Origin of the sequence: Corynebacterium sp. HMSC069E04 (assembly GCF_001813175.1) — a bacterium.
Lineage (GTDB): Bacteria > Actinomycetota > Actinomycetes > Mycobacteriales > Mycobacteriaceae > Corynebacterium > Corynebacterium aurimucosum.
The window spans coordinates 72,897-97,016 of record NZ_KV811674.1 but is presented as its reverse complement, the minus strand read 5'-3'; the positions used below and the strand labels follow the sequence as shown (position 1 = coordinate 97,016).

At 60.7% G+C, this 24,120-nt stretch carries 26 protein-coding genes, 1 tRNA gene and 1 pseudogene; 18 read left to right on the top strand and 10 right to left on the bottom strand.

Annotated elements, in window-relative coordinates:
* Positions 1 to 237: 237 nt before the first annotated feature.
* Positions 238 to 310, top strand: a tRNA-Glu gene (locus HMPREF2896_RS06645).
* 94 nt (positions 311 to 404) lie between these two features.
* On the opposite strand, the gene HMPREF2896_RS06640 is transcribed toward HMPREF2896_RS06645, so the two are convergent.
* A complete protein-coding gene (locus HMPREF2896_RS06640; RefSeq protein WP_246815725.1) occupies positions 405 to 1,112 on the bottom strand; it encodes a hypothetical protein in 708 nt (235 codons plus the stop codon).
* A 116-nt stretch (positions 1,113 to 1,228) separates the two neighbouring features.
* Positions 1,229 to 1,519, bottom strand: a complete 291-nt coding sequence (locus HMPREF2896_RS12420) for a hypothetical protein (protein WP_083276437.1) — start codon at positions 1,517 to 1,519, stop codon at positions 1,229 to 1,231.
* A gap of 167 nt (positions 1,520 to 1,686) precedes the next feature.
* Between HMPREF2896_RS12420 and HMPREF2896_RS12415 the strand changes: the two genes are divergently transcribed.
* Complete coding sequence (locus tag HMPREF2896_RS12415; RefSeq protein ID WP_083276436.1) at positions 1,687 to 2,490, top strand: chymotrypsin family serine protease; 804 nt, start codon at positions 1,687 to 1,689, stop codon at positions 2,488 to 2,490.
* Between the two features lie 43 nt (positions 2,491 to 2,533).
* On the opposite strand, the gene HMPREF2896_RS06630 is transcribed toward HMPREF2896_RS12415, so the two are convergent.
* Positions 2,534 to 3,247, bottom strand: coding sequence for an IclR family transcriptional regulator (locus tag HMPREF2896_RS06630; RefSeq protein ID WP_070445015.1), 714 nt, complete (start codon positions 3,245 to 3,247; stop codon positions 2,534 to 2,536).
* A gap of 48 nt (positions 3,248 to 3,295) precedes the next feature.
* Between HMPREF2896_RS06630 and leuC the strand changes: the two genes are divergently transcribed.
* From leuC to HMPREF2896_RS06615, 3 genes are all read left to right on the top strand, one after another.
* Entirely contained in the window at positions 3,296 to 4,738 is a 1,443-nt protein-coding gene (gene leuC, locus HMPREF2896_RS06625; RefSeq protein ID WP_070718588.1) for a 3-isopropylmalate dehydratase large subunit, read from the top strand.
* 16 nt (positions 4,739 to 4,754) lie between these two features.
* On the top strand, positions 4,755 to 5,345 hold the full coding sequence (gene leuD / locus HMPREF2896_RS06620) for a 3-isopropylmalate dehydratase small subunit (protein WP_070718583.1): 591 nt from the start codon (positions 4,755 to 4,757) through the stop codon (positions 5,343 to 5,345).
* Positions 5,346 to 5,420: 75 nt separating this feature from the next.
* Positions 5,421 to 6,305, top strand: a complete 885-nt coding sequence (locus HMPREF2896_RS06615) for an EI24 domain-containing protein (RefSeq protein WP_070718581.1) — start codon at positions 5,421 to 5,423, stop codon at positions 6,303 to 6,305.
* A gap of 49 nt (positions 6,306 to 6,354) precedes the next feature.
* Here HMPREF2896_RS06615 and HMPREF2896_RS06610 read toward each other — a convergent pair whose 3' ends face one another.
* Positions 6,355 to 7,353 (bottom strand): NUDIX hydrolase, encoded by a 999-nt coding sequence (locus HMPREF2896_RS06610; protein ID WP_070718577.1) that lies wholly within the window; start codon positions 7,351 to 7,353, stop codon positions 6,355 to 6,357.
* Positions 7,354 to 7,501: 148 nt separating this feature from the next.
* Here HMPREF2896_RS06610 and HMPREF2896_RS06605 point away from each other — a divergent pair, with 148 nt between their 5' ends.
* Both HMPREF2896_RS06605 and HMPREF2896_RS06600 read left to right on the top strand, forming a co-directional pair.
* Entirely contained in the window at positions 7,502 to 8,500 is a 999-nt protein-coding gene (locus HMPREF2896_RS06605) for an NAD(P)H-dependent glycerol-3-phosphate dehydrogenase (RefSeq protein ID WP_070643396.1), read from the top strand.
* 21 nt (positions 8,501 to 8,521) lie between these two features.
* Complete coding sequence (locus HMPREF2896_RS06600) at positions 8,522 to 9,592, top strand: D-alanine--D-alanine ligase family protein (RefSeq protein WP_070718575.1); 1,071 nt, start codon at positions 8,522 to 8,524, stop codon at positions 9,590 to 9,592.
* Between the two features lie 29 nt (positions 9,593 to 9,621).
* Here HMPREF2896_RS06600 and HMPREF2896_RS06595 read toward each other — a convergent pair whose 3' ends face one another.
* Entirely contained in the window at positions 9,622 to 10,536 is a 915-nt protein-coding gene (locus tag HMPREF2896_RS06595; protein ID WP_070718572.1) for a DUF3515 domain-containing protein, read from the bottom strand.
* 90 nt (positions 10,537 to 10,626) lie between these two features.
* Here HMPREF2896_RS06595 and HMPREF2896_RS06590 point away from each other — a divergent pair, with 90 nt between their 5' ends.
* Genes HMPREF2896_RS06590 through HMPREF2896_RS06555 form a run of 8 tightly spaced genes read left to right on the top strand, consistent with a single transcriptional unit; the run spans position 10,627 to position 18,531 of the window.
* Entirely contained in the window at positions 10,627 to 11,592 is a 966-nt protein-coding gene (locus HMPREF2896_RS06590; protein WP_141754766.1) for a thiamine-phosphate kinase, read from the top strand.
* Positions 11,593 to 11,627: 35 nt separating this feature from the next.
* Positions 11,628 to 12,236, top strand: a complete 609-nt coding sequence (locus tag HMPREF2896_RS06585) for a uracil-DNA glycosylase (RefSeq protein ID WP_201829587.1) — start codon at positions 11,628 to 11,630, stop codon at positions 12,234 to 12,236.
* Between the two features lie 10 nt (positions 12,237 to 12,246).
* Positions 12,247 to 13,665, top strand: a complete 1,419-nt coding sequence (locus HMPREF2896_RS06580) for a DAK2 domain-containing protein (protein WP_070718566.1) — start codon at positions 12,247 to 12,249, stop codon at positions 13,663 to 13,665.
* Positions 13,666 to 13,668: 3 nt separating this feature from the next.
* Complete coding sequence (locus HMPREF2896_RS06575) at positions 13,669 to 15,765, top strand: ATP-dependent DNA helicase RecG (RefSeq protein WP_070718563.1); 2,097 nt, start codon at positions 13,669 to 13,671, stop codon at positions 15,763 to 15,765.
* Between the two features lie 42 nt (positions 15,766 to 15,807).
* Entirely contained in the window at positions 15,808 to 16,410 is a 603-nt protein-coding gene (gene rsmD / locus HMPREF2896_RS06570) for a 16S rRNA (guanine(966)-N(2))-methyltransferase RsmD (protein ID WP_070718560.1), read from the top strand.
* Positions 16,411 to 16,412: 2 nt separating this feature from the next.
* Entirely contained in the window at positions 16,413 to 16,889 is a 477-nt protein-coding gene (coaD, locus tag HMPREF2896_RS06565) for a pantetheine-phosphate adenylyltransferase (RefSeq protein WP_070444976.1), read from the top strand.
* 6 nt (positions 16,890 to 16,895) lie between these two features.
* Entirely contained in the window at positions 16,896 to 17,651 is a 756-nt protein-coding gene (locus HMPREF2896_RS06560; protein ID WP_070444973.1) for a sulfite exporter TauE/SafE family protein, read from the top strand.
* A 25-nt stretch (positions 17,652 to 17,676) separates the two neighbouring features.
* On the top strand, positions 17,677 to 18,531 hold the full coding sequence (locus HMPREF2896_RS06555) for a PPK2 family polyphosphate kinase (RefSeq protein WP_201828279.1): 855 nt from the start codon (positions 17,677 to 17,679) through the stop codon (positions 18,529 to 18,531).
* Positions 18,532 to 18,534: 3 nt separating this feature from the next.
* Here the strand turns inward: HMPREF2896_RS06555 and HMPREF2896_RS06550 are convergent, their stop codons facing one another.
* The 5 genes from HMPREF2896_RS06550 to HMPREF2896_RS06530 are packed head-to-tail and all read right to left on the bottom strand — an operon-like array spanning position 18,535 to position 22,038.
* Positions 18,535 to 19,065, bottom strand: coding sequence for a hypothetical protein (locus HMPREF2896_RS06550; protein WP_070444967.1), 531 nt, complete (start codon positions 19,063 to 19,065; stop codon positions 18,535 to 18,537).
* Positions 19,062 to 19,586, bottom strand: coding sequence for a hypothetical protein (locus tag HMPREF2896_RS06545; RefSeq protein WP_070444964.1), 525 nt, complete (start codon positions 19,584 to 19,586; stop codon positions 19,062 to 19,064). Before HMPREF2896_RS06545 ends, HMPREF2896_RS06550 begins: the two co-directional genes overlap by 4 nt.
* Entirely contained in the window at positions 19,583 to 20,104 is a 522-nt protein-coding gene (locus HMPREF2896_RS06540) for a YbjN domain-containing protein (protein ID WP_070444961.1), read from the bottom strand. The genes HMPREF2896_RS06545 and HMPREF2896_RS06540 overlap by 4 nt, the downstream gene beginning before the upstream one ends.
* Positions 20,097 to 20,612 (bottom strand): YbjN domain-containing protein, encoded by a 516-nt coding sequence (locus HMPREF2896_RS06535; protein WP_070444958.1) that lies wholly within the window; start codon positions 20,610 to 20,612, stop codon positions 20,097 to 20,099. The genes HMPREF2896_RS06540 and HMPREF2896_RS06535 overlap by 8 nt, the downstream gene beginning before the upstream one ends.
* Positions 20,613 to 20,640: 28 nt before the next feature.
* Positions 20,641 to 22,038 carry a TIGR01777 family oxidoreductase gene (locus HMPREF2896_RS06530; RefSeq protein WP_070718557.1) on the bottom strand — a complete coding sequence of 466 codons (1,398 nt, stop codon included), beginning with the start codon at positions 22,036 to 22,038 and terminating at the stop codon, positions 20,641 to 20,643.
* A gap of 160 nt (positions 22,039 to 22,198) precedes the next feature.
* On the opposite strand from HMPREF2896_RS06530, the gene pyrR reads away from it, so the two are divergent.
* The 3 genes and pseudogenes from pyrR to pyrC all read left to right on the top strand — a co-directional run.
* Positions 22,199 to 22,789: a bifunctional pyr operon transcriptional regulator/uracil phosphoribosyltransferase PyrR gene (gene pyrR / locus HMPREF2896_RS06525; protein ID WP_070444952.1), complete on the top strand. Its 591-nt coding sequence runs from the start codon at positions 22,199 to 22,201 to the stop codon at positions 22,787 to 22,789.
* Positions 22,790 to 23,761, top strand: a complete 972-nt coding sequence (locus HMPREF2896_RS06520) for an aspartate carbamoyltransferase catalytic subunit (RefSeq protein ID WP_070718555.1) — start codon at positions 22,790 to 22,792, stop codon at positions 23,759 to 23,761.
* Positions 23,762 to 23,805: 44 nt separating this feature from the next.
* Positions 23,806 to 24,120: pseudogene (gene pyrC / locus HMPREF2896_RS06515) on the top strand (dihydroorotase); the annotation flags it as partial.

The window sequence follows — 24,120 nt, the reverse complement described above, 5'->3', positions numbered from 1 at the left end:
CGAACCTCCAGCGATGACTAACTAGTGCTCCGGCCCCAGCAGCCAACGGCACGCCAGCGGAATAACCACTGATTCGATCCGCACCTAGGCCTTGAGAGTCGAAGTTTACATCGCAGCCATAAGTGGCAACGAGGTTCGGGATTTTATCTGTGTAAAAAGGGTCCGTTACCTGCCGATTTGTGCAATCTTTCGGGGATCCTATAGTGTTTAGCAAGTCCGAAACGGACAGCTAAGCGAGCCCCGTTCGTCTAGCGGCCTAGGACGCCGGCCTCTCACGCCGGTAACACGGGTTCAAATCCCGTACGGGGTACAAATAAAGAGGGCGACAAGCGATATAGCTGTCGCCCTCTTTCCTGATCGGGTTATGGGTTATCTGATCGGGTTATGGGTTAGCGGTCTGGAGTCTAGACAATGAGGACTTCAGCGTTATTACCGCCCGTGCAGCGAATCACCTCGTGCTCATCAATGTTGCACGTCAATGAGTAGTTCTGCTGTGTGACCGAGCTGTTGACGGTTACCTGTGCGGGGATATAGGCGCGGAGGTCATCCTGGGAGCTTGGGGCTAAGGTCATCAAGCGGCCGGCTGTGGAGCGCGCAAAATCGCAACTAGTGTTTGCGCCGGCCATGACGAAGGCGATGTTATAGCCATCGCCCATCTGGCACACCGTGGCGGGTGTGCCGTGAACGTTGACTGCTGCACCGTTGGCTTCGCCTTGGGGAAGCTGTCCGGAGAGGCTATTGTAGGTGGACATCTTTGCAGCCTGAGCGGTCTGGTGCTGGCCTGCGCCTGGTTGGGCTCCTTGCACACTCTGCGCTTGAGTATCCGGCTGTTGAGGCTGGCCCCCAGGCTGATCGGCTGCGGTGCCGGGCAATGTCGGTTCGGGGCCGGATGGGGCTCCTTCGTCGGCGGAGTTGGGAACGTGAAGTTCAGCGTCATCATTGAGCGGCTGAAAGGCTGGGTATGTGTTCTCGAAAGTTGGCTCACCCGATACTTCGCCCGGGCCTGACGATGCTGCCATGTCGGATGACGTGGAGCATCCAACCGTTAAAACACCGGCGGTGGCTATGGCTGCAAAAGCTGCGACGGGTCGGAGGGTGCGCGTGGAAGTCATAAGTTCCACCCTAACGGGATGTGCCGAGATGCGCTGGAGAAAACGGGGAGAGCTGCCCAAGCCCGGCATCGTGGGCGCGGGCTAGGCAGCTCAGAAAAACGGAATCCGGAGTGCTCTTAGTGGCAATCCCAGTGGCCATCATGCGCTGCGTGGCGGTGGCCATCGTGCAGGTAGTCCACGTGATCGCCGTGCGGGAATGCGACGTGGCCGCAGCCTTCGCCGTGCTCGTGGTCGTGGCCCTCGTGAACGGTGTGCTCGGATGTCTCGCACTCGTCCCAGTGGCCTTCATGCTCGCGGTGGATGTGGCCATCGTGCAGGTAGTCCACGTGATCGCCGTGCGGGAATGCGACGTGGCCACAGCCTTCGCCGTGGGTGTGCGTGTGCTCGTCGTGAATGGTGTGGGTCATGACTCCTCCTTGAAAGGCTGGGGATTTTCAATCAGTTTTCAGTAGCTGTCACTGTCAGTAAAGCGTGTTTTCAACTCAGTTTCATTATTGGGGGTGCTAGGGGGTGTTAGTAGAGTGACGTGCGGGGCGTGAGGTGTATGTGGGGTGAAACAGGCTAGAGTGAAAGTATGATGAATAAGTCTCCTCAGCGTCGCCTTTCGCTTTTTGCTTCCGGCCTTGGTTCTGTGGTTGGTGCATGCTCGCTAGCCATTGCTCTTGCTACCCCCGCAACGGCTGCCGAGGGTGTGCCGGTGAGGCAGGGGCAAAAGGTTGCTGCTGCTGATGGCACCTTGTGCAGTGTCGGTTATGTTGAGGCTAGCCGGGCGTGGACTTCGGCCCACTGCGGTCTCAACGGGGAGCAGATGTATAACGAAGCGGGCCAGCACGTAGGAACCTTGCGTTGGTTCAAGCCTTCTGGGGCGGCAGGGCATGACTTGGCCTATATTCAGTTCGCCGGCGGAACGTACTCGGCCGGAAACCCCCTGACAGGGGATGGCATGGCGCCGGTCCCAGGCGAAGGAGCAGCTGTGTGCTTCGACGGGCAGGCCACGTCGCGTCAATGCGGTACTGCGGTGCGGGGGCCAGGCCTCTTTCCTGGAATGAACTATGCGGTCGACGTGTCGCTGGCACCAGGGGATAGCGGTGGAGCAGTCTCCGTTCCAGGGCAGCCAGGTGTGGTGGGTATTTACCAGGGGATTACCCAGACCAATCGAGAAGGCCGGACGGTAATTTTCTCAAACTATGCACGGATGCCACACGCGGATGAACTGGCGCGCTTGCCGCACCAAGGTTGGGTACCGCGACGTCCCAACCGGGAACCAGGAAATCCAATCCGGGTGGCGCAGGAAAAGGGTGAGGCGTTGTCCTCGACAAGCAGCGCGGGCCCAGAAGGACTGCGTGGCCTCGCAATGTATTTTGGTTTGAGTATTTAGAGGTATCTGGGGGCGGAGTTTGCAGGCCTAGCCGTCGGCGGTCTTAGCGGTTGCCATTGTTCGGTGCGCTGTTGGAAAGGGCGGCGCTCAGCCGGTTGGAAGCGCTGACCAGTACATCCGCAAATTTCTCCGCTGGGGAGGGACGGAAGCGCTCGGCCGAACCAGAAATGGAGAGCGCGGCGATGAAGTTTCCGGCGCCGTCGAAAACTGGTGCGGAGATGGAGGCGAGGTTGGACTCGCGTTCCTCGATGGATTCGGAATAACCGTTGGTGCGTGCGAGTTCGACATCGTGCTCGCTGAAAATGGCATCCTCAACGTGTACATCGGCAAAAGCTGCGAAGATTCTAGCGGCGGAGCCAGAGGTGAGCGGGAGCTGGCGGCCTACAGGGACCACGTTGTGTAGTCCAATTTCTGGCTCGCGCGTGGCAATGCAGGTGCGGGTGGTTCCCGAGAGTTCGTATAGCTGGACGGATTCGCCAGTGGCGTCGAGAAGCTCCTCCATGATGGGGCCGGCGGTCTCGATGATTCGATCCCGGTTGCCGGGAAGGGCGGGACCCGCACCCCACTTACCGTCGGGCGTGCGGGTAAGGATCCGGTGTGCCTCGAGCGCTGTGGCGAGACGGTGTGCGGTTGCCCGGGGTAGGCCGGTGGTCTCGCACAGCTCATTGAGCGTGGAGGGGCGGTTGGTCGCGGCCATCATGATGGCTACTGCGCGATCCAATACCTTAATTCCTGATACTGCGCTATACTCTCCCATATAATGAAATCTACGTCCCATTAATTGAGATTTCAAGTGGAGAGATACATGACTGAGAAACTGACACTCGCAGAGAAGGTATGGCGCGACCACGTTGTGCGCAAGGGCGAGGGCGGCGAGCCCGATCTTATCTATATTGACTTTCAGCTCCTGCACGAAGTTACCAGCCCGCAGGCTTTCGATGGTCTTCGCCTGGCCGGTCGCAGGATGCGTCATCCAGAGCTGCACTTGGCCACTGAAGACCATAACGTGCCCACCGTCGGAATTAAGACCGGCAACCTTTTAGAAATTAAAGATGAGGTCTCCCGCACGCAGGTATCTACCCTGCGCAAGAACTGTGAAGAGTTCGGTGTGCGCTTGCATTCGATGGGTGATGCTCAGCAAGGCATCGTTCACACCGTAGGCCCCCAGCTGGGAATTACCCAGCCCGGCATGACCATTGTGTGTGGTGACTCGCACACCTCGACGCATGGCGCCTTCGGCTCCATCGCCATGGGCATCGGTACCTCCGAGGTTGAGCACGTCATGGCCACCCAGACGCTTTCGCTCAAGCCTTTCAAGACGATGGCTATCGAGGTTAGCGGAGAGCTGGCGGAAGGTGTTTCGGCCAAGGACTTGATTCTGGCTATCATCGCCAAGATTGGCACTGGCGGCGGCCAGGGCCACATTATCGAGTACCGCGGCGAGGCCATTCGCAAAATGTCGATGGAAGCGCGCATGACGATCTGCAACATGTCCATCGAGGCTGGTGCCCGCGCTGGCATGGTGGCTCCGGATGAAACCACCTTTGAGTACGTCAAGGGCCGCGAGTTCGCCCCGCAGGGCGAAGACTGGGACGCAGCGGTTGACTACTGGAAGACGCTGCCGACCGATGAGGGCGCCGAGTTTGATACCGTCGTGGAGATCGACGGCTCTGCCCTCACCCCGTTTGTCACTTGGGGCACGAACCCGGGACAGGGCTTGCCGCTGAGCGCTGTGGTGCCCGACCCGGAGGAGTGCGGTGACGACGGTGAGAAGGCTGCAGTCGAGAAGGCCTTGGCGTACATGGACCTGGAGCCTGGCACGCCGCTTCGCGATATCCAGATCGACACTGTCTTCCTGGGCTCCTGCACGAACGCTCGCATCGAAGACCTGCGCGCAGCCGCTGAGGTAGTCAAAGGGCGCAGTATCGCGGCTGATACCCGCATGATGGTGGTTCCGTCATCGGCTGTGGTCAAGGCGCAAGCTGAGGAAGAAGGCTTGGATAAGATTTTCACCGATTTTGGTGCTGAATGGCGAACCGCTGGTTGCTCGATGTGCCTGGGCATGAACCCGGACCAGTTGAAGCCGGGGGAGAGGTCGGCGTCGACAAGCAACCGCAACTTTGAGGGCCGCCAAGGGCCAGGCGGCCGCACCCACCTGGTGTCCCCGGCCGTTGCCGCGGCGACAGCAGTCCTGGGACACCTGGCCGCACCAGCAGATATCGTCGATGCCGCCGTGGCCGGCGCTTAAGGAAAGGGAGAAGACAATGGAGAAGTTCGTTACTCATACTGGCATCGGCGTTCCGCTGCGAGTATCCAATGTGGATACTGACCAGATTATTCCGGCGCGCTACCTCAAGTCCGTTAAACGCACCGGCTTTGCCGACGGACTGTTTTCTAACTGGCGCAGCGATCACAACTTTATTCTCAATCAGGAACCGTTCAGGGAAGGCTCTGTGCTTTTCGCGGGGCCGGACTTTGGTACCGGGTCCTCTCGTGAGCACGCAGTATGGGCGCTTGCCGAGTATGGATTCAAGGCGGTGTTTTCTTCACGCTTCGCCGATATTTTTCGCGGCAATTCCGGAAAGGCTGGCCTGCTGACGGGGCTCATGGAACAAGAAGACATCGAGCTCATCTGGAAACAGTTGGAGGCCGGCGAGACCGAAACCACCGTCGATTTGGAATCGCGGACGGTTACCGTCGGCGGCAATAGCTACACCTTTGAGATCGATGATTACACTCGCTGGCGCCTTATGGAGGGGCTCGATGATATCGGTCTGACCCTGCGCAATGAGGCCGATATCGAGGCTTTCGAATCCACGCGCCCCGCGTTCAAGCCCCGCGTCGTAGCATCTTAACGTGAGCAATAAAGGTGTGGGAGCGTTCCCCGCCTCCTGTGGCGCGGTGCACATAGCGCCGTTAACATCCTCGGCATGAGCAATCCTTATCAAAGCTTTAGCGGAGACAGAGGCAATCAGTTCGGCGGCGCAGGCGGGTATGGCGGGTATGACTATCACGACACTGCGGGGTATGGCCATCAACAGCCAGGGAACTACGGTTATCAGCAGTCCAGCAACTACGGTGAGCGCCAGCCTGGCGCCTGGGCTGGAAATCCACCAGGCGGGGCGCCCGCCCAACCCATCGACGCCATGGATATTGTGGGCCAATCATTCAAGGGCTACCTGAAGCAGCCTGTGCCAGGGATGTTGGCCATGCTGGTGCATTTCATCATCACTTTTGCTCTTCTTCTTGTTCCGAGTACCGCTGTAGGCGGCATCTTCGCAGTAATGGAAGAAAACGGCACGGACATTGAGCCTTTGGTGCCTACCGTCGGGATCCCTCTCATGGTTGTCATGGGGCTAGTCGCCTTCGCTTATCTTTTCTGGCTAATGGCGAACCTCTTTAATGGTTCCCGGAAGATCGCTGATGGGGAGCAGGTCACCTTCCGCGACTACTTTAGGTTTGCCCAGCTGAGTGGTTGCGCCGGCGTCTATGCCTGCTTCTTTACTTTGGTAATGCTCGGATCTATTGCGGGCGGCTTCCCTGGTCTGATTCTCTTTGCGCTCCTGTGGCCAGCGCCCGTGATTAAGGCGGATAACCCTGATAAGCCTCTCATGGACTGCTTCCGAGAGGCCCTCAACCTGGTCATGGAGAATCTAGGGCAGTCGCTGCTCTTTATCTTGGTCTGCTCCCTCATCGCGAGCTTGCTTGTCTTTATTCCCATAGTCGGCTTCCTTGCCGCCTATCCGATCTGGGCGCTCGGGATGGTCCTTTTCACTCGCGCTATGCAGCGCCGCCCTGCAGCGCGGTGGGAATAAGACAGCAGGGCAGCACTGAAGTTCCTGAGAGACGGCGGCGATGCCGTACTTAGCGCACAGGAAGCGGGCTAGCCAAGTAGTCCGCCCCGGTAAGCTCACCGTCGTTGAAGGAAAGAACCCATACCGAAGCCTTCTTGAACTTGAGCTCATCGATCGACTTTTTAAGGAACTTCGGCGCGTAGGACTCGATGATGCCGGGGATGGTCAGCCCTTGGCTGACGATAACCGGAACACCGCCGCCGTCGACCACGCGCTGGAAGGCGGCGCGTGCGTCGTCGGGCGATTCAGCAAAGACATCATCGCCGAATGCTTTATTCACGGCGATGTCCATGCCGAGTTCATCGGCCAGTGGGGCAGCGGTGTGCTGGCAACGCTGCGGCGGAGCGCTATAAATGGCGGTCGGATGAAATGGCGTGAGCATCGGCACGAGCATCTCCGCTTGGCGGCGCCCCTTTTTATCCAGCGGGCGCAGGTCATCATCGCCTTCCCACGAGCGGCGCTGGTGTGCGCGTGCATGGCGCACATAAAGAACGCGGGTCGTAGGCGCAAGGCGCAGACGCTTGTGTGCCTTGCCTAGCACCTGGGCATCAACGTCGTAGGAGAGTAATGAGCTGGCCTCGGCGATCTTCATCCAACGCAGCTCATCGGTCTCTTCATTCGGGGTGTACTCACCGTCGAGTACACGGGCCAGCCAGTAGTAGACCACCTTCGTGCGGCCTTGCACCGGGTAGGCCACCTTGCCGATGAGCTTGCCTAGGCGCACGGAGTAACCGGTTTCCTCGAAGATCTCGCGCGCGGCGGTCGCGGGGAGCGATTCGCCCGGATCGACCTTGCCCTTGGGCAGCGACCAATCGTCATAGTGGGGGCGGTGGATAAGTGCAACCTCCGGATCGTGCGGGTCGCCACGCCAGAGAACCGCGCCGGCGGCAAGCGTCGTGCGCTTGAATTCTTCTGCCGGATCGACGGGGATCTCCTGGTGGCGTCCGGAAATGAAGACTTCCGAGCGAATGTCTTTGTCCGTCTCGTGCATGTTCTTTGCCTTGGGCATGCTGCTCCTTTTGCGCCGGTAGCTTTCAACCTTCTCTATCTTCCTCCACTCGCCGTCGCGATGCAGCCTTACGCGCCGAGCGTGCAGGAATGCCAGGCGTGCTTTAATGGGAAAAGCCAATGCAGAGGAATCTAGAGTGAGGTGGCACATGGCAAACGTGGCAGTAATGGGGGCAGGCTCGTGGGGAACCACGCTGGCAAAAGTCTTTGCTGACGCCGGCAACGACGTCCGCTTGTGGGCGCGCCGCGAGGAATTGGCGAATGCCATCAACACGCGCCACGAGAATCCGGATTACCTCCCAGAACTCCCGCTTCCTGAGTCGATTAAGGCCTCCACAGAGCCGGCAACAACGCTGCAGGCCGCGGATATTGTGATCTTCGGCGTTCCCTCTCAGACGCTGCGCGGAAACCTGGAAAAGTGGGCGCCACTCTTGCCTGAGGACGCGACCTTGGTGTCGATCTCTAAAGGCGTGGAGAAGGCCACACTCAACCTAATGAGCGAAGTTATCGCAGACGCCGCTGGTGTCTCCTCCGACCGTATCGCGGTCCTCTCTGGGCCCAACCTAGCCAAGGAGGTGGCCCAGGAGCAACCGGCAGCCACGGTGATTGCCTGCAGCGATGCTGCCCGTGCCGAGGCCGTGCAACATGCCGCCGCAGCACCGTATTTTCGGCCCTATACCAACACCGATGTCATCGGCGCGGAGATCGGCGGCGCCTGCAAAAACGTGATTGCACTTGCCTGCGGCATGGCGGCGGGTAAGGGGTTAGGCAACAACACCATGGCCACCATCATCACGCGCGGGCTCGCGGAGATTACTCGCCTAGGAGTGAAGCTGGGAGCGGACCCGTTCACCTTTTCTGGTCTAGCAGGCATGGGAGACCTCGTGGCGACGTGCAGTTCGACGTTGTCGCGTAACCGCACCTTTGGGTATCGCCTCGGCCAGGGGGGCACGCTGGAGGAAGCAACTGCCGCCACCAACGGGCAGGTTGCGGAAGGCGTTATCTCATCTGATTCCATCTTTCGGTTGGCGCAGCGCGCAGACGTAGAGATGCCGATTACCCAAGCGGTCTACGGTGTGTGCCACCGCGGGGTGACTGTCGACGACATGATTGTTGCTCTGATGGGTCGCACCAAGAAAGCTGAGTAAAGCCGAGTAAAGTTGCTCGGTATGACTGAAGCGAAACCTGTGCGCGTTGCCGTTGTGTACGGCGGTCGCAGCTCCGAGCATTCGGTGTCGTGCATTTCCGCCGGCGCAATCATGGAGCACCTTGATCCGGAAAAGTATGAAGTCGTGCCCATTGGCATCACGCGGGAAGGCACCTGGACGCAGGGCAACCGCGCGGGACTCGACATTGTCGACGGGCGGCTGCCCGAAGTAGAACTGCACGATGAGCTGGCGTTATCCCTCAACCCTGCCACGCGTGGGCGCATCCACAATGTCACCCGCCACGAGCACTACACAGAGGTCGATGTCATTGTCCCAGTTCTGCACGGCCCCTATGGGGAAGACGGCACAGTGCAGGGCCTCTTTGAACTTTCCGGGATTCCCTACGTCGGCGCAGGCGTATTGGCTTCGGCTGTCGGAATGGACAAGGAGTTCACCAAGAAGCTTCTGGTCGCGGAAGGCCTTCCGGTAGCGCCGCAAGAAGTACTCACAGGGGAAGCCACGCTTAATGACGCCCAAAAGGAACGCCTTGGCCTGCCCGTCTTTGTGAAGCCGGCGCGGGGCGGATCCTCCATCGGTGTGTCCAAGGTCTCCGCATGGGAAGACCTTGAAGCAGCACTAACCCTGGCCTATGAATCCGATGACAAGGTCCTCATCGAACCAGAAATCAGCGGCGCCGAGGTGGAGGTGGGAGTTCTTGAACGCCCCGACGGCAGCCTCCAGGCCTCTGTCCCCGCCAAGCTCTTGGGCACCACGGAGTCTGAGGAAGGCTTTTATGATTTCGATGCCAAGTACATCGACGAGGGCGTCTCGGCAGCAATTCCTGCTCCGTTGAGTGAGGAGCTGACCGCCGAACTTCGACAGCGCGCTATTGAGGCTTTCCGGGCGCTGGGTGCCTCGGGCCTATCGCGCGTGGATTTCTTCGTCAGTGATGATTCCTACTGCATCAACGAAGTGAATACCTTCCCCGGCTTCACCCCGATTTCTATGTACCCGCAGGTCTTTGCTGCGGAAGGGGTAGGTTATGCCGAGCTGCTCGACACCCTTATTCAGACGGCCCTCGCGCGTTCCTAGGGTGACGATGTAGGCCGCGCCTCTCACACCTACTGGGAGGGAGTGGCTGCCACGAGGGCGTCGCTAAGCCGCACCAGCGCGGAATTCGCAGCATCCTGTGGGGCAGACAACGCGAGGTCCTCCGCCCGGCCGAGCGCGAACCATGTGCCGGCCGTGGTGCCCTCCGCCAGCGTGGTGTCTTCGAACCACGGGACGTCGTTGACCTGCTGGAGCTGAACACCTGCTCGGTAGTTCTCCGGAGAGGCCACGCCGCAGCGCACGACAATCTCTTCCTGACCCGGTGCGCTATAAACCCAGGTGTTCTTATCTCCCACATCCGCGCGGCGCGTATAGCCCTCTGCAAGTGTTTCCGGCAGGGCCTCTTCTAGAGCGGGACACATGGAATCCGGTCCAGCCTTGAGCTGCGATAGCGGCGCTGGGTTGGCCTTCTGTGCCTTCTTTTCTAGTTGCTGGAAGGCTGCTTCTAGCCCCTCTGGAGCGTCATCATGGGCCTCCTCCGAGGAGGTTGTCACCGCGATGGCGGGGGTGTGCTTGGTGCTGTACCACGTCGAGAGGGTGGAGCCGGGGGTGGCGTCGAGGACCTGTAGCCACGATTCGCCGTCGGACTCGACGGTGTGGGAGTAGTCGGTAAACTGCTGCGGCAGGTCAACACCACAGCGCAGCGTTACTTTGTCCTCCGAGTTCTTTGCCCACGCGGCGGCGCCCGCCGGGGCAGGATCGACCAAGTCGACGCGCGGGTAACCCATGAGCTTGTCCGGCAGCGCATCGACGACAGCGGCACACTCGGGGGAGTCCGCTGCCTCAGAGGGAGTGGGAGGCAGCGCCACTGGCTGTTGCGCGGCGCTGGTGAATACGTATTTGGCACCAAAAATCACCGCGAAGACCATCGCGATGGAGATCCCGAGTGAGATGTAAATAGCGGTGCGGTTAAATTGGGTATCCATAGGGGCTTATCCTATCGCTGATAGCCCGAGAAGAACGAACGCGGACGGCGCGCACGAGTGGCGTGTAGCCCGCGCAAGGAAAAGGAGTCCGTGACGGTGGGTTTGTCCCATACCCTCGATCAAGCCGGTGAACGGCACGTTATCCATGAGATTGTCACTGCAGCCCCGAGCGCGCTCAACGGCGACGATGCGGCAGTGCTGTACCCGGCGGCACCCAATTCGCGCACGGTGGCCGCGACAGACATGATGGTGGAAGGTCGGCACTTCCGGCGGGACTGGTCCACCGCCGCGGAGATCGGACAGAAAGCTATTGTGCGCAACTTCGCGGATATTGAGGCGATGGGGGCGCGCCCCACAGCGGCATTGCTGGCGATTGCCGCCCCGGGAGATACCTCGGTGGACTTCGTGCGGGGGATTGCGCAGGGTATCGCTGAGCGCTGCGCGGTATATAACGCGGAGCTCGTAGGCGGAGATCTGACCCGCAGTGAGAGCTTGGTCATCAACGTCACGGCGTTAGGCTCCCTGGGTGGAAGTGGTGCAGCGCTGACTCTGGATGGTGCCCGGGCGGGCCAGAAGTTGGTAGCACACGGCAAGATTGGGTATTCCGGGGCGGGCCTGGCACTGTTGCAACGCTATGGCCGCGCATTGCCGCCGGAGTTAGAAGAATTCTGGCCTTTGGTCGACGCCCACTGCGCTCCCTCCCTCACCCCGGGGCGTGGTGTCATCGCGCGGGCAACCGGTTCGACCTCGATGACGGATAACTCGGATGGCCTCGTGCGCGATATAGGACACTTAGCTGGGCGTTCCGGGGTGCACATCGACCTTGACCGTGGAGCGATTGCCCCTGACCCGCTGCTGGCTGCCGCCGGCGCGGTGCTCGATATCGATCCTTGGGAATGGGTCTTAACCGGCGGCGAGGACCACACGCTGTTGGCTACCACGTACAAGGCCCCTCCCTCCGGTTTCCGGGAAATTGGTCGGGTGATGCGCGGTAGCGGCGTGACCATTGACGGAGAGGAGCCGCGCTATAGCGAGGGCTGGGAGGGATTCGCGTGAGCCACATTGATACCTCTCACATTCACTACTCGTGGATGCCTTACATCCGGCAGGCACTGGAGGAAAACCTTCCACGCATTGAGCGCGAGATTGGCGCAGAGTTCCTGCCGCCCGCCGAGAATGTATTCGCCGCCCTGTCTATGCCGCTCGAGGACGTGCGGGTGCTCATCGTGGGCCAGGACCCCTATCCCACGCCGGGGCATGCCATGGGTTTGTCCTTCTCCACGCGATCGGGCGTGCCGGCCCCGCGTTCGTTGAAGAATATCTACGCCGAGCTTGGCGACGACCTCGGCATCCCCGGCCGCGCTGATGGTGATCTACGGGCCTGGTTTGAGCAAGGAGTGCTGCTGCTCAACCGAGTGCTTACCGTGGCCCCGGGCCAGGCCGGTTCACACCGCAGGCTCGGGTGGGAAGCGATTACCGAGGCCGCCATCAGAGCACTGGCGGGGCGCGATATCGTGGCCATTCTATGGGGCCGCGATGCCCAAGCCTGCCAAGCTTTCCTGCCCGGTACAGAGTGCATTACCTCCCCGCATCCTTCGCCGCTGTCAGCGCGGCGTGGATTCTTCGGGTCGCGTCCCTTTTCCCGGGCCAATGCGGCTTTAGAGGCCCGTGGCGTCCCCGCGGTGGACTGGCGCTTGTAGACTAGCCAGCATGTCATATCCCGCTGAGTTGGATGCTCGTGGCCTCCACGAGTGGGCCGCCCGAACCGTGGAGGAGCTGCAGCGCCGCCGCGCCGAGATCAATGCCCTCAACGTTTTCCCAGTGCCCGATTCCGACACGGGATCCAACATGGCGCACACCATGGAGTCCGCGTTGGCGGAGGCCAATAAGGGCGAGGTGGACGTGGCCGAAGCCCTGGCCATCGGCTCAGTGCGCGGCGCCCGCGGCAATTCGGGGATGGTGCTCTCCCAAGTGCTGCGGGGGGTTGCCGATGCCACGACGGATTCGCGCGTGGACGGTGCGGTACTCGCCGATGCTTTGACCTTGGCTGTCACTTTGGTGGACCGCGCGCTTGCCGCACCGGTGGAAGGAACGATTATTACCGTGCTGCGAGCCGCGGCGATCGCCGCCAATCAGGCTGCCGAGCAGCCTGGGGCCGAGCTTCACGGCATCTTGCTCGCAGCGGTCGAGGCCGCACGGAAGGCCCTTGCTGAGACCCCCTCGCAGCTATCGGCCCTGCGCGAAGCCGGCGTTGTGGATGCCGGTGGAACCGGCTTCGTAATTTTGCTCGAGTGCTTGCTCACTCAGGTCACAGGGCCCGACCCTGCCAGCCAACCCCTGACGGAGTCGGTGCCACTTTACTCCGCGGAGCCTGCCGTGCGGGAGCCACAGGCAGGAGAAGAGCTCGCAGAGATCGAAGCCATCTTCTTCTTTGAGGGCAACCTGGGCGACATCGAAGAGACCTTGGCTCCGCTGGGCAATAGTCTCGTCATTGCACGGGCGACGGAAACCTCCGCCAGCGTGCACATCCATAGCGCTGAGGCGGGGGCCGTGATCGAAAAGGCCTATTCCCTGGGAAAGGTCAGCAACCTGCGGCTCGAAGCGCTACCGCAGACGGGTCAGGCGGCCAGCTGCCAAGATTCTGGTGGTGGCGGGGGAGCACAGCGGCGTATCTTTGCCGCGGTGCCTGAAGAGGCAGCGCGGGAGCTTTTTGAGAAGGCGGGGGCGGACGTCGTCAAGCCCGGCGAAGAACTGCAAAGCGCCGGGGAGGGAGATCTTTTCTTGCCCAATGGCTGCGGTGGTGACCCGGGCAAGGCTACTGTCATTCCGACCGATTCCCTGGTAGTCGGGCTGGCGGCGCTCTCGGTTTATGCGCCGAGTTCCGCGCACACCGACGACGTGCTCGCCGCGATGAAGGACGCTGCCCGCTCCATGCGGGTAGCCTACCCAGATAGAGAAAACGTGGCTGGGATTCTAGCGGCATGTCGTACTCAGCTGGGCTATGGCGGCGAGCAGATCACGGTGCTGACTGGCCTTGAGCTAGAGGAAGACGAGTTAGCCCGAGAGTTGGGGGTTGATGTCGTGGTTCTGCACGTGCCTGGACTGCGCACTGAGATTGGGGTGGAGTAGACCATGCTGGGCTGGCAGGATGACCGCGCACTGACGGATATCTTGGCAAAGAAGGATGCCGCGGCTTTCAAGCGCGCCTTCGGATACACCACGTGCGGGGAGCTGCTCAGCCACTATCCGCGCGACTACATCCGCCACAATAAGGACGTGGGCCTCGGCGGTGCTGAGGATGGTGATCACGTCACCATCACTGGCGTTATCGAAGAACTCCGCGTTAAACACACATCTAAAGCCGTGGTGTTTATCCTCTACATGGATAGCGGAGTCCAGGCCTCCTTTTTCAATGCGCACTACGTGCAGCGCGTGCTGGGGCGCGGCATGCGCGTCATGCTCTCCGGCAAGCTGAAATACTTCCGGGGATACCCCAGCTTGCAGCACCCCGATTTTCTCATCCTCGACCCCGGCCGCTATCAGGAGTCCCTGCTGGATAGCACTACTGGGCAGGGGACAGGTTCGCTGAAGAAGCTCTCCCAGTTCGGCTCGCTGGAGACCTTCCTGCAGCGCGAATGGATTCCCGTGTACCCGGCTAGCGGAAAGGTGACGTCGTGGTACATCATGGGCGCTATCCATAAAGTGCTCGAGCACACCCCACCGATCCCGGAGCCGCTGGACTATCGGATGATGGTGACGCTGGATCAAGCCGTGCGCGAGATCCACGAACCGGGTGATAATGGCCCGGAGCGCGCTATCCAGCGCCTCAAGTACAACGAGGCCCTATCGGTGGGCCTAGTTATGGCCTTGCGTCAGCGCGATGTCAAGGCGCGCACGGCAACCCCGATGCCGGCAATTCTGGAAGGTTACCGCGATGAGCTGCTCAGCGAGCTACCCTTCGCGCTGACTGACGGTCAACGACGTGTCATCGGCGAGATCGACGCAGATCTGTGTGGCACCGCGCCCATGATGCGGCTGTTGCAAGGTGAGGTCGGTTCAGGCAAAACGCTCGTTGCCACCTGTGCCATGCTGCAGGCGGTTGATGCTGGAAAACAAGCTGCACTGCTTGCCCCGACGGAGGTACTGGCGGCGCAGCATGGGGCGTCGATTAGCGCCAGCGTTCCCGAAGGTGTCACCGTCACGGTCCTAACGGGTTCGATGAAGACGGCGGAGAAACGCAAAGCTTTGTTGGAGATTGTCTCTGGCGAGGCCGATATCGTGATTGGCACCCACGCCATCATCCAGGACAGCGTTGAATTCTTCGATTTGGGCCTCGTCATCGTGGATGAGCAGCACCGCTTTGGCGTCGAACAGCGCGATAGCCTGCGCACCAAAACTCGGAAGGGAACCAGCCCGCACCTGTTAGTGATGACTGCGACACCTATCCCGCGCACGATTGCCATGACGGTGTTCGGTGATCTAGCGGTATCGACGCTCAAGGAGCTGCCCGGTGGACGCAAACCTATCTTGTCCGCGGTGGTTCCCGAATGGAAGCCGGAGTGGGTACGCCGCGCCATCGAGCGCATCCGTGAAGAGGTAGGCAAGGGTCACCAGGCTTATATCGTCTGCCCGCGGATTGAAGGAGAGGGCGGTGTGGAAACCATGTCGGTCCAACTGCGCAACCTTCCCTTGCGCGGATTGCGAGTGGAGATGCTCCACGGCAAAATGCCCGATAAGGACCAAGTAATGGAGAGCTTCGCGCGCGGGGAGATTGATGTCCTCGTGGCCACCACGGTCATTGAAGTCGGCGTCGATGTTCCCAATGCCACCGTCATGCTGATCCGGGAATCGGAGAACTTTGGAGTCTCGCAGCTGCACCAGTTGCGCGGGCGCGTGGGACGCGGCGGCAATGAATCGGTGTGCCTGCTGCACACGACGGCTGAGCCTAATAGCAAGTCTTTCCGGCGTATCAAAGCTATCGCGGATACGCCATCTGGTTTTGACCTAGCTGAGCTCGACCTACAGCAACGCCACGAAGGCGATATCTTGGGAACACTGCAATCCGGTACGAAGCGCACGCTGAAGTTGCTGGACCTCATCAATGACCGGGACATCGTCGAGCGCACGCATGCTGATGCCGCCGCGTTGGTCGAGCGCAACCCTGAATTAGCGGAGGAACTGACGCACAACCTAAGCGCAGATGAACAGGGATTTTTGGAGAAGAACTAGGCTTGTCACCGCGGGAAACTGAGGGGAGATAGGGTAGAAGCCATGACCAGAATCATCGCCGGAGAAGCCCGCGGGCGCACCATCAAGGTGCCCGAAGCTGGGACGAGGCCCACGTCCGACCGTGCCCGCGAGGGCCTTTTCTCATCGTTGAATGTGCGCTGGGGGTTCATTGATTCCCGCGTGTTGGATCTCTTTGCTGGTTCCGGCGCCTTAGGCCTTGAGGCAGCTAGCCGTGGCGCTGAGGAAGTCGTCCTCGTGGAGAATAATGCCGCGGCCGTGAAGGTCATTCGCCACAATATTGGGGTGGTGAAGCACCCGCGCGTGGAGGTACGAGAAATGAAAGCCTCGTCATACCTTGCCACCGCACCGCGCGGCTACTTCGACATGGTGCTCGCGGATCCGCCCTATGACTTCGATGATGTTGATGGTCTTCTCGCCGCCATCGAGCCGGTGCTGGATGATGCCGCGATAGTTGTCATCGAGCGCCACGTGGGCTCGCCGCACACACAGTGGCCAGATGGCTTTGAGCCCACCGGTCAGAAGCTTAAGAAGCGGACCTTTGGCATCGCGCGTTTTGATATGGCGATCTATCACCGCAGTGCGGATAGCTCGAAGATCGATACCACCGGAACCCAGGAGGACTAGCCATGCCGACTCACGCCGTATGCCCCGGTTCTTTCGATCCCATCACGCTGGGGCACGTCGACGTTTTTAATCGTGCCAGCGAGCTTTTTGACAAGGTCACGGTGCTGGTGACGGGAAACCCCGACAAGCCTTCTGGGCTGTTTAGCGTGGAGGAGCGCGTGGACCTTATTCGCCGTACCGTTTCCCCGGAGATCGAGGTGGACTGGTGGGGCGGATTGTTGGTGGATTACACCAGCGCCCATGGCATAGACACGATTGTGAAGGGCTTGCGCTCCTCCTTGGATTATGAGTATGAGCTGCCGATGGCGCAGATGAACCGGCGCCTTTCCGGAATCGATACCGTCTTTTTGCTCACGGATGAGAAATACGGATATATCTCTTCTTCGCTGTGCAAGCAGGTGGCGCAGTACGGCGGTGATGTTACGGGTATGTTCCCGGATCATGTGGCTGCCGCAGTGATGGAACGCTACCGAGGCTAAAGGGATATGTCTGTACTGGCAATACCCCTCGTTGTCCTCCTTACCGTCATCGCTGGCTCGTGCTTGCAGCGAGTCTCCGGCATGGGCCTGGGCCTCATTGGTGGGCCCATCCTGACGCTTTTCCTCGGCCCCGTCGAAGGCATCATGGTCATCAACGTCTTGGCCTGCCTCAATGCCATCCTCACGACCTATTCGATGCGTGAGAATGTGGACTGGGGAAAGTGGCTGCGCATCGGTCCTTTCATGGTCCTCGGCTCAATTCCGGCGGCGCTGCTCATCGCCCGTATTGATACTGCGGCGTTGTTGGTTCTGGTTGGTGCCGCCTTATTGATTGCGCTGGCCGTGGTGGTCTTTGGGCGCAAGTTCGTCCCGGAGATGAGTGGCACGGGCCCGGCCATCTCCGCGGGTATTTTGGGCGGGTTCACCAATACCCTGGCCGGCGTGGCTGGCCCGGTCATCACGGTCTATGCCCAGGCCGCGCGGTGGCCCAAGGAGGTTCTCGCGCCGACCCTGCAGCCCTGCTTTGTCATCGGCGGATTGTCCTCTGTTCTGACGAAGTACTTCTTGGGCTCCGGCGGCTTTGACGGTTTGCACTGGCTGGTGTGGCCCTGCGGGGTAATTGGAATGTGCGTTGGCATTCTCTTAGGAAAGAAGATTGCTGGGCGCGTCTCTCGGGACAAGGCCCATAAGCTATCACTGTGGCTGGCCAGCCTAGGAGCGCTCAGCGCATTGCTGCGAGGCCTTTTTACTCTGGGTGCTTAAACAGCGTCTCGGTATGGTGGAGTCCATGGCGAAATTCAAGATTGAGGACGCGCTCGCCCTGCGAGCTGGCAAAAATTTTCAGATTGACTCGGTTGATGCCTCGGCAACGCCTGGCTTCGACGGCGATAAAGCGGCGCTCGACGCCCGCTTCTCCAAGTATGACGATGAGCTCTATGAGCTGCAGGAGCGGCTTTTTGCCAACGGCCGCAGCTACGGTGAGGACGCCCCGGCGGTGCTCATCGTCCTGCAGGGCATGGATACCTCGGGCAAGGGCGGTGCTATCCGCCACGTGTTGAGCACCTTCGACCCGCAAGGAACCACGACCGTCGGCTTCGGTAAACCCACCGAAGAGGAGCTAGAGCATGACTTCCTGTGGCGCATCCGCAAACATGACCCGCAGCCGGGACAAATCGTGGCCTTTGACCGCTCCCACTACGAGGATGTCCTCATTCAGCGCGTGCACGAGTGGGTGGATGAAGAAGAGGTGGATCGGCGCATCGAGGCCATCCGTGACTATGAGCTGGAATTAACGGCCAGGGGAGTCAAGGTCATTAAAATCTTCCTTCACTTGTCCAAGGAAGCCCAGAAGGAAAATCTGCTGGAGCGCACGGAGCGGGAAGATAAGTTCTGGAAATACGACCCGGCTGATGTGGAGGAGCGCGCCTATTGGGATGAGTACATGTCGGCCTACGAGGATGCTATTCAGCGCACGGATGAAAACTACGCGCCCTGGTACGTCATTCCTACCGATAACAAGAAGTATGCCCGGATGGCGCTGAAGTTTCTCATCGTGGATCTCCTGCGCCACCTAGATCTGGAATGGCCGGCGCCCGACTTTGATCCGGAAGTCGAGCGCCAGCGTATTAAGGACGCTGACTAAGAGCTAGTCGCTCTCTGTGCCATCGACGTCGCTGGCCAGCTCGCGGGCGGCGGCGTTAAACGCATCCAGAACAGACAGCAGCGCTTCTTGCGCATTGATGATGCCGAGGTTGAGCGCGTGAAAGAGCTGGTCCTCGTTCAGACCAGCGGTGGTGACGAAGCACGCATCACCGCGCAGCTCAACCTCATCCTCAGCTAAACCAACGAGCGCGCGCCCATCGAAAGCACCGGAATTGAACTCGTTGCAGAGCACATGGAAGATGGGGAGCATCTCCGCATTGAGCTGTGTGGACAGCACGCTCTCGATGCGCACGAGGCCCTCTTCCACGGTGATGACCCAGTCAAGGTCGTTGAGGCGGGCAACTGCGGTTGTCGCATCTTCAGGGTGCGCGGTGGCTGCCATATCCAGCTCGGCGCCGTTGAGCACGCTCAACACGCGGTCCCGGCCGACGGCGGCCAGCGGTGATCCGGAGAGAATGTCGAAAGGATCGGAACTGCCGGATGCATTCTGGTTCTGATGTGGGTCCTGGCTCATGCTTGCTCCTCCTTATCCCAGGTGACAGCCTGCGGGAAGCGCTGTGCCACGACGTCGAAGATCTCAGCGAAGCTGGCCAGTGAACTCAGCAGGAAATGGCCGAGCTGAGCCAAGGAGAGGCCTTCGCCCACGCCCATGGCGCGGTTGGCGCCTAGGTGGATCTCCGCGTTACCCTTCGCATCCTCTTCTACGAGGAAGTTCAGGGTGGGCGCAACGCTGGCCCAGTTCAGCTCCGCCACCACGGCGGCTACCTCCGGTTCGAGGTGTGCTGGAAGAGTGCCCTCCCACGAGGCGAAGGCACTGAGTACCTCGCCTTCAGCGTCGAGCTCACAGTGCACTGCGATATGGGGGACACCGGTCTGCAGCACGCGGCGCGCGGAATCGGCACTGTCGGCGCCAGTGTCAGCGTCGTCTTCTGGCTCTGGGGTTGCCTCGATGAGTGCATAGTCGGCGGCGATAAGCTCGCACAACTGCGCCAACCGGTCGATGGTGACCGGCTCAACCACGTGGAGATCGGTCACTGCTGCTCACCCTGAGCGCCCTCGGCCCCCTCGCCCGCCTGCGCGGCTGACTCGGAACCGAGCTTGGCCATTTCTTCGGCAGCGGCGACCATGGCGTTCTGGGCGTTGATGACGCCGTCCACAGAGGCGCGCAGTGCGGCCGCGAGTTGTTCATCGGTCATTCCGGCCGCGCAAGGAATGTCAGCCTCGGTGCGTACGAGCAGCATGCCGTCAAAATCAGCAATGACGGCGCGTGCCCCCATAGCCACGGAGTTGATCTGGTTAGCGGCCAAGAAAAGACCTGCGTCTGCCTTGGCATAGTTGACGTCCGTCGGAACATCGCAGCGCACGATAGCAACGCTCTCCAGGACGGCGAACATGCACGGCAGACCGTTGAGATTAGCGGTCGCGGCGTCGTCGCGACCGGTGACCGGCTCGAGTTCGATGTCGAAGGTCTTCATCGCCTCGATAATGCGGTCGAGGGTGACCTCCGGCAGTGCGTGCGGATCCTCGGCGGTAGGCGTTGTCGGATTAGTCATGGTTGTGCTCCTTCCAGGTGACAAGCTGCGGGTACTGCTGTTCCATCCACTCGAAGGATTGCAACACAGCATCCAGGGTGGACATGACGAACGCGCCGAGCTGGTTGCGGGATGCACCATGGGTTACGTCCAGATCGCGTGCACCGGAGACCGCCAAAGCGTTGTCTGGCGCTTCGAAGAAGCGGAACGTCGGCGTGAAGTGGTCCTGGTTCCATGCGTTGATGTGCATGAGCAACGCAGGGCCTTCGGAGGCGGGGACAGAGCCGCGCCATACGGAATCGACGATGAGAGAGGAGCCAACGAGCTGGAAGGCGATGGCGGCGTTGGAGAAGCCGGTGCGCAAGAGGTTGACCGTTTGGCCGTCTTGGGTCTTCTGCTCTTCGATGCGGTATTCCAAGCCTTCTGACTCAAAGATTTCCGCTATGCGCTCGAGGCTGACTTCTTCGATGGGTGTGTCAGGCTGCAGCTGGCGCTGCTGCGCGTGGTCATGGTTAGTGGTGTCCGTCAATTCTTCTACTCACTTCGCTACATTTTTCTTAATCTTTTCCGGCCCCGACACTACCGGAGCCGTCTTCCCCGGGTGCGCAGGTGGGGGCCTCGACGAGTTTTTCGCCACCGAGCTCGTGGGCGAGCGCTGGAGCGATGTCGGGGTAGCGGAAGGCGTGGCCCAGCGCTTCCGCGCGCGTGGGAAGGACCTTTTGGTTGGCCAGTGCCAGCTCACGCGCACCTTCCTTACCCAGCAGTAGCGCTGGACCAACGCTGGGAATGGGGATGACGGTCGGCCGGTGAAGGAGTGAGCCGAGGGCATCCACATAATCGCGATTGAGCACCGGGGTGGGGGAGACTGCGTTGATGGCACCGCTCCAGGCAGGGTCGAGGGCGGCGCGGACGAACATATCTGAGAGATCATCCTGCGCAACCCAGCTATTCCACATGCTGCCCTTGCCAAATGAGCCGCCCAGTCCAGTAGAAAACAGCGCCCGCAGCAGCGGCAGGATTCCCGCGTTGGCAGATTGCACGATGCCGGTGCGCAGGTTCACCACTCGTTTCCCGGCCTCACGTGCCGGCGCGCAAGCATCCTCCCACGCCTCCACGACATCGGCCAAAAAGCCCTCACCGCGCTCCGAGCCTTCGGTCAGTTCTTCATCGCCCCGGTCCGGGCCGTAGATACCGATAGCGGAAGAACAGACCATCGCAGTCACGGAGGGAGTCTCGGCCGCCAGCTGCGCCAGCAGGTGAGTAGGGCCTACACGTGAATCCCGAATAGCTTCCTTGTGCGCGGTATTAAAGCGCCCGAAAATCGGCTCGCCGGCCAGGTGGATGAGGATATCAACGCCGTCCAGCAAATCTTTGGCGGGCACAGTAGGCCGCCACAGGCGCTCGCCGACACCTGGTTTAGAGCGCACGAGCGGAATGACGGTGTGGCCCAAGGTGCCGAGCTGTGCGGCCACAGCAGTGCCTATCGTGCCGTGCGTACCAGTTATTGCTATTGTGCGGGGCTCGGCGTTGAGAGCACCCAGCCGCTGAGCAAAGCGAAAATCCTCAATGAGCTGCTGCTGCCGGTAGGCAAAAATCGATTCCACTGCCCCCGTGGGGATGCGGGTGTCCACCTTGTCGGTGATGAGCGTGCCTTCTGGGTGGTCTTCAAAGACGTGTTCGTGGCGCCAATTGGCCAGCGAACGGAAGGGGGCATTTATGCAGACATCAGCGAAAGAACGCCGCGGCTGGTACCTACTCAAATCATGCCGGGCGACCCATTTCAAACCACCAGGAAACCCCAAGATAGAAGTCCCATCAGCTAATGACTCAGCCTGCTGCAGGGGAGTCATGAAACCGAAAGGCGCGGTGAGGCGCGCGAGCGCTCCCGGGCGGGTGTGCCATTGCCAAACCTCTTCGCGCGGGGCTGGAACAACGTGCTGGGTAGTAAAACTCACTGTCTAGGGACCTGCCTCAAAAGATTCGGGGTGCGAGGGCGTACACAGCACGCCTGAAGAGTGCTATGGTTAGTGCTGGCTTTCAAGCATAGACAAGTCCTTTTAACCATTGTCCGACATCCTTTAAAGACCGCACCGTGAGGCGGGGAAGGAGGTCACGATGAGTGAAACCGGCACCCACGCGGAGTCCAACGAGCTGTTGAGCTCGAAAGACGTCGCGCGCACTGTCGCACGCATCGCGCACCAGATCATTGAAAAGACAGCGCTAGATTCGAGTGATTCCGCTCGAGTCCTGCTCTTAGGCATTCCCTCTGGTGGCGTGCCGTTGGCGCAGCGCCTTGCCGAAAAAATTGAGGAATTCTCCGGGGTGGAGGTTCCTTGGGGCTCCCTAGACATCACGCTGTACCGCGATGATCTCTATGCCCGCCCGCACCGTGCATTGCAGCCTACGACGGTGCCCGACGGCGGCATTAACGGCGCCACCGTGATTCTTGTCGACGACGTCTTATACTCCGGCCGCACTATCCGTGCCGCACTCGATGCCCTCGCGGACATCGGCCGTCCCGACATCATCCAACTCGCAGTCCTCGTGGACCGTGGACACCGCCAGGTCCCCATCCGTGCTGATTACGTGGGCAAGAACATTCCCACCGCGCGCGACGAGGACGTCACCGTGTACAACGCTGATATCGATGGCCGCGATGCCGTCGTTCTCACCCGCTTCACTGCACAGCCCGGCAAGGAGGCATAAATGAAGCACCTCATTAATATCGCCGACCACAGCGCCGAGGAGATCCTTGGGCTGATGGATGAGGCCGACCGTTTCCGGGAAGCCCTCGAAGGCCGCGAAGTCAAGAAGCTGCCCACGCTGCGCGGGCGCACCGTTTTCACCTTGTTCTATGAAAACTCCACCCGCACCCGTTCTTCTTTCGAAACGGCGGGTAAGTGGATGTCGGCTGATGTCATCAACCTCTCCGCGTCGACGTCTTCGGTCAAGAAGGGCGAGTCCCTCAAGGACACCGGGTTGACTTTGACGTCGATCGGCGCAGATGCCATCATCATGCGCCACCCTTCCTCGGGTGCTGCGCAGCAGCTCGCCGGCTGGGTGGCACCTGAAGGGCAGGGGCCGAGCGTCATCAACGCCGGCGATGGCTCTCACCAGCACCCCACGCAGGCGCTTCTCGACGCCGTCACGATGCGCCAGCGCCTGCACCTAGGAGCGGATCGCTCCGCTGCAGGCACCGGCTTCGAGGGACTGAAAGTCACCATCGTTGGTGATTGCCTGCACTCCCGCGTCGTGCGCTCCAACGTGGACCTGTTGTCCACCCTGGGAGCCGAGGTCACGCTCGTCGCTCCGCCGACACTGTTGCCCTTCGGCGTGGACACTTGGCCGGTGCGGGTCTCCCATGACTTCGACGCCGAGATGCCGGAGGCGGACGTCGTCATGATGCTGCGCGTTCAGGCAGAGCGCATGAACGGCGGCTTTTTCCCCTCGCACCGCGAATACGCCGCCCTCTACGGGCTGTCCAAGGACCGCGCCGCGGCCATGAAGAAGGATGCCATCATCATGCACCCAGGCCCCATGGTTCGTGGCATGGAGATCAACTATGCCGTGGCCGACTTTGACAACACCGCAGTGCTCCAGCAGGTCAACAACGGTGTCCATGTGCGCATGGCCACCCTCTTTACGCTGCTGACGAACGGCGAGAACGCCGGTATCTAAATCGAGTTATCTCACATACCAACGAGGAGAGCTTTTCAGAAACCATGACTAATTATCCAGACACCGGCGTGCTCTCTGCTCCCGCGGCCGGCACTCTACTCATCACCAACGTTCGCCCCTATGGCGAGGGCGAACCCACCAGCATCCTGATCAAGGATGGCGTTATCGAGGCCATCGGCACTGCCGCCGATGCCGGGGACGCCAGGGACGCCGGGGCCGTGACCCCGGCAGTTGAGGTGGACCGCACTATCGACGGTGGCGGCAACGTGCTGCTGCCGGGGTTGGTGGACATGCACGTTCACCTGCGTGAGCCGGGCCGCGAGGACACCGAGACCATCGAAACCGGCTCGCGCGCTGCC

What these genes read in the sequence shown, in the direction of transcription:
- HMPREF2896_RS06605 (WP_070643396.1), top strand. Translation starts at nt 7,502, where the DNA reads ATGGCAAACGTGGCAGTAATGGGGGCAGGCTCGTGGGGAACCACGCTG.
- HMPREF2896_RS06610 (WP_070718577.1), bottom strand. Translation starts at nt 7,353, where the DNA reads ATGCCCAAGGCAAAGAACATGCACGAGACGGACAAAGACATTCGCTCG.
- HMPREF2896_RS06615 (WP_070718581.1), top strand. Translation starts at nt 5,421, where the DNA reads ATGAGCAATCCTTATCAAAGCTTTAGCGGAGACAGAGGCAATCAGTTC.
- HMPREF2896_RS12420 (WP_083276437.1), bottom strand. Translation starts at nt 1,519, where the DNA reads ATGACCCACACCATTCACGACGAGCACACGCACACCCACGGCGAAGGC.
- HMPREF2896_RS12415 (WP_083276436.1), top strand. Translation starts at nt 1,687, where the DNA reads ATGATGAATAAGTCTCCTCAGCGTCGCCTTTCGCTTTTTGCTTCCGGC.
- leuD (WP_070718583.1), top strand. Translation starts at nt 4,755, where the DNA reads ATGGAGAAGTTCGTTACTCATACTGGCATCGGCGTTCCGCTGCGAGTA.
- HMPREF2896_RS06540 (WP_070444961.1), bottom strand. Translation starts at nt 20,104, where the DNA reads ATGACTAATCCGACAACGCCTACCGCCGAGGATCCGCACGCACTGCCG.
- HMPREF2896_RS06580 (WP_070718566.1), top strand. Translation starts at nt 12,247, where the DNA reads ATGTCATATCCCGCTGAGTTGGATGCTCGTGGCCTCCACGAGTGGGCC.
- HMPREF2896_RS06600 (WP_070718575.1), top strand. Translation starts at nt 8,522, where the DNA reads ATGACTGAAGCGAAACCTGTGCGCGTTGCCGTTGTGTACGGCGGTCGC.
- HMPREF2896_RS06560 (WP_070444973.1), top strand. Translation starts at nt 16,896, where the DNA reads ATGTCTGTACTGGCAATACCCCTCGTTGTCCTCCTTACCGTCATCGCT.
- leuC (WP_070718588.1), top strand. Translation starts at nt 3,296, where the DNA reads ATGACTGAGAAACTGACACTCGCAGAGAAGGTATGGCGCGACCACGTT.
- coaD (WP_070444976.1), top strand. Translation starts at nt 16,413, where the DNA reads ATGCCGACTCACGCCGTATGCCCCGGTTCTTTCGATCCCATCACGCTG.
- HMPREF2896_RS06630 (WP_070445015.1), bottom strand. Translation starts at nt 3,247, where the DNA reads ATGGGAGAGTATAGCGCAGTATCAGGAATTAAGGTATTGGATCGCGCA.
- rsmD (WP_070718560.1), top strand. Translation starts at nt 15,808, where the DNA reads ATGACCAGAATCATCGCCGGAGAAGCCCGCGGGCGCACCATCAAGGTG.
- HMPREF2896_RS06575 (WP_070718563.1), top strand. Translation starts at nt 13,669, where the DNA reads ATGCTGGGCTGGCAGGATGACCGCGCACTGACGGATATCTTGGCAAAG.
- pyrR (WP_070444952.1), top strand. Translation starts at nt 22,199, where the DNA reads ATGAGTGAAACCGGCACCCACGCGGAGTCCAACGAGCTGTTGAGCTCG.
- HMPREF2896_RS06550 (WP_070444967.1), bottom strand. Translation starts at nt 19,065, where the DNA reads ATGAGCCAGGACCCACATCAGAACCAGAATGCATCCGGCAGTTCCGAT.
- HMPREF2896_RS06640 (WP_246815725.1), bottom strand. Translation starts at nt 1,112, where the DNA reads ATGACTTCCACGCGCACCCTCCGACCCGTCGCAGCTTTTGCAGCCATA.
- HMPREF2896_RS06585 (WP_201829587.1), top strand. Translation starts at nt 11,628, where the DNA reads ATGCCTTACATCCGGCAGGCACTGGAGGAAAACCTTCCACGCATTGAG.
- HMPREF2896_RS06595 (WP_070718572.1), bottom strand. Translation starts at nt 10,536, where the DNA reads ATGGATACCCAATTTAACCGCACCGCTATTTACATCTCACTCGGGATC.
- HMPREF2896_RS06520 (WP_070718555.1), top strand. Translation starts at nt 22,790, where the DNA reads ATGAAGCACCTCATTAATATCGCCGACCACAGCGCCGAGGAGATCCTT.
- HMPREF2896_RS06555 (WP_201828279.1), top strand. Translation starts at nt 17,677, where the DNA reads ATGGCGAAATTCAAGATTGAGGACGCGCTCGCCCTGCGAGCTGGCAAA.